Raw genomic sequence first — 2,519 nt, 5'->3', positions numbered from 1 at the left:
GTTTGGCATGTGAGTAAAAATTGGTTAGTTTTAAATAAAAACCTATGAATACTAACTCTCCAATACTACAAGCTGTTCAAATTGAAAGGTTCAGAGAAACAACAATCGAAAGTCTTGTTGTCGGCAAATGTAAAGAGGCTGGGTTTGTCTCAATTTTGGATATTGAAACTCGATCTTCTCGACTACGCTGGCTCCAAAAGCTTACAGAGTGTTGCTTGTATGCTGATGCTATTGAAAATCAATTGGACGGTAGGGTTGAACCTGAACTTAATGCGGACTCAATTGCTTTACTGATGGTAGAGAGAGATAAAAAAGTGGCTGACATTATGGAGATGATTGCCAAAAAAATCTTGCTCGGAATGCCTAGCTATGAAGTTTAGTATCCACAGGCTAACATGCAATCTAGCAAATGTGATACTGCGGACTTATATGATTGTACAACCATGTTCCGGTTTCACCAAATTTGCATTTGGATAAAAAATTGCCAGTGTTTTTGCTAATCTATGAAGCAGTGCATAAGTACAAGCATGTAAAGTGGTGTAACTTAGTTTCTAGACCAGTACTACAGATTAATTGCTCCGGCCACCTCACCTCTAACAATGGCAGATAGATTGAAAATTAGCCCAGAAACCCTAGGAACGATAAATTACTTCACCACACACTCATCAACTGCTGTCTGGAACTGTTTTACAGAATATTTTTCGAACACATCAGTAGCTGATCGTTCCAGAACCAGAAAGGCGACTTTGCTTTCAAAGAAGCCATTACGTTCAATAATCTGATCACCAACAGTCTTGCCAGTTAGTAGATTGATACGGCGCTGAATGTCGCTGGGATGGTCTTCTGGATTACCCTGCTTGCCGTAATTGAAGTAGGTATCCATAAACTTATCGCCAGCAACAAACGTGTCCTCAGAAGCACTCACAAGACCCTGAAGGCATGAGGGGTCGAGATTGAATGAACTATCACTCTGTCTAGACTGGTGAACCATATATAGGTAAGTTTGCACCTTTTTTTGAGTTGTCGAGAGGTCGCTTGGAAGCTGCATTTCAGAATCGATGCCGTAGCCAGAGTAAAAGTTTTGCTCTACATTATGTTGCGCAGCCAGATACGGCTTGAAAGCAGCCAGATACAGGCTTGATACTGCTACAGCGCCGACAAGAGCACCAGCAAGGATGTTAAAAAAAGTATTAGAATTGTTATTTTTCATGATTTTTTCTCTGAAAATACGCCTTCCAGCTCTCGTGGAAAATGATGTTGCTTGGAGTTTCTGATTTAGCTTTCGAAGTAAACAGTTCTATTAGCTCTTCACTACTGTAGCCATTGAGGTTTGAGTCACCTCGCTTATAGGCAAGGATGAAACTTTTTGTGGGCATACTTCTCGAAACCTCGAATAATTCCTCGATATTGTCAGATAGTTGCTGCTTGGTAAGACTCCGTATGCCGTAGCGAGAGTAGGTAATCCCAGTAGCTTCCTCAAAGTAGTTTTTGGTTAAGTTCTTTGTTACAAGTAGGTACGATTGACCGGACAGGCCACGGCCAACATAATACTCTGCACCCCAAAATCGATGCGCAATGTTAGCTAAGCCCATCCCATGACGCCCCTCTGGATTTGTGGTGGCGATCAGAATGCAGTTTTTATGAATATCTTTTGGTTTTGAAGTACGATCTCCCACCCAGAATCGTAACTTCTTTTTTTGCTCTAACTTTTTCATTGATACCAATTTTTTCCTACGTATTTGAATATGGGTCTTTCACCTCGATTAATATCCCAGTAAATTGTTCCCTCTTTAAATATTAACTCAACCCAATACTCTTTGTAATGATTGTAGTATTTCACTGTGTCGAAGAAATTTTTAGAATCGATATGACTTCGGCCAGCTTTGGTAAGCACATAAGAGCCAACATCGACACCTTTGAAAGTTGTTTTATTTCTGTAGGCTAGGGCAGCTTGGAGCGGGTTGCTGATTAAGATAGCGATATCTTGCGATACGTAGGGTAAGTGCTTCTTAAATAGCTCGTTTTTAGCCATAAGTGCTCCTTCATAATAGCCCTCCTTTGACTCATTGATATCTGGGGTGTACAGAGTTGCAAGAAAGAACAACATTAGCTGCCTCATTGCCTCTGAGTCGTGCTCAACCTGTGCAATAAACTGCTCTCTCTTGGTTTCCCCGAACAGTAGGCCRCCAGAATCCCAATCTACGCTGCGTGTACTTTCGTAACCCATCACTTTGCTCCAAATAGAAGCAGAATGAAAAGTGTCCATCTTGCTGATGTTATCTTTAGATGGCTTCAACAGAGAGTTCTTTAAGTCAGTAACGTAGTCAAATGTCTCCATCTGCTCCTCTAAAGTCACAGCATCCGTAGTGTTTGTGTACTTAATTACCGCAGGAGCAGATACAGAGACAAGACCGACTGCAAGAGCAATGCGAACTGGTAGGCTCATTRTGAATGTCGACATTTTGGTCATTGTTAGTTTTATGGGCTTAAGATCCCCAGTATTTTCCATAGCTTAATTT

Annotated in this window: 4 protein-coding genes; 1 reads left to right on the top strand and 3 read right to left on the bottom strand. The window is 41.1% G+C overall.

Annotated elements, in window-relative coordinates; genetic code table 11:
- Nucleotides 1-44 precede the first annotated feature (44 nt).
- Nucleotides 45-380, top strand: coding sequence for a hypothetical protein (locus BZG83_RS16265; RefSeq protein WP_077482109.1), 336 nt, complete (start codon nucleotides 45-47; stop codon nucleotides 378-380).
- A gap of 266 nt (nucleotides 381-646) precedes the next feature.
- Here BZG83_RS16265 and BZG83_RS16260 read toward each other — a convergent pair whose 3' ends face one another.
- From BZG83_RS16260 to BZG83_RS16250, 3 genes are read right to left on the bottom strand one after another with little or no spacing between them, the layout of a single operon-like run.
- Nucleotides 647-1,210: a hypothetical protein gene (locus tag BZG83_RS16260; protein WP_077482107.1), complete on the bottom strand. Its 564-nt coding sequence runs from the start codon at nucleotides 1,208-1,210 to the stop codon at nucleotides 647-649.
- Nucleotides 1,200-1,715 carry an A1S_2505 family phage non-structural protein gene (locus BZG83_RS16255; protein WP_077482105.1) on the bottom strand — a complete coding sequence of 172 codons (516 nt, stop codon included), beginning with the start codon at nucleotides 1,713-1,715 and terminating at the stop codon, nucleotides 1,200-1,202. Before BZG83_RS16255 ends, BZG83_RS16260 begins: the two co-directional genes overlap by 11 nt.
- Nucleotides 1,712-2,446, bottom strand: coding sequence for a hypothetical protein (locus BZG83_RS16250; protein ID WP_131825114.1), 735 nt, complete (start codon nucleotides 2,444-2,446; stop codon nucleotides 1,712-1,714). Before BZG83_RS16250 ends, BZG83_RS16255 begins: the two co-directional genes overlap by 4 nt.
- Nucleotides 2,447-2,519: the final 73 nt, after the last annotated feature.

It is taken from the genome of Salinivibrio sp. PR919 (genome assembly GCF_001995355.1).
Lineage (GTDB): Bacteria > Pseudomonadota > Gammaproteobacteria > Enterobacterales > Vibrionaceae > Salinivibrio > Salinivibrio proteolyticus.
Note: the sequence above shows the minus strand (reverse complement) of the source record. Positions and strands in the feature narration are given on the sequence as shown.

What these genes read in the sequence shown, in the direction of transcription:
- BZG83_RS16265 (WP_077482109.1), top strand. Translation starts at nt 45, where the DNA reads ATGAATACTAACTCTCCAATACTACAAGCTGTTCAAATTGAAAGGTTC.
- BZG83_RS16260 (WP_077482107.1), bottom strand. Translation starts at nt 1,210, where the DNA reads ATGAAAAATAACAATTCTAATACTTTTTTTAACATCCTTGCTGGTGCT.
- BZG83_RS16255 (WP_077482105.1), bottom strand. Translation starts at nt 1,715, where the DNA reads ATGAAAAAGTTAGAGCAAAAAAAGAAGTTACGATTCTGGGTGGGAGAT.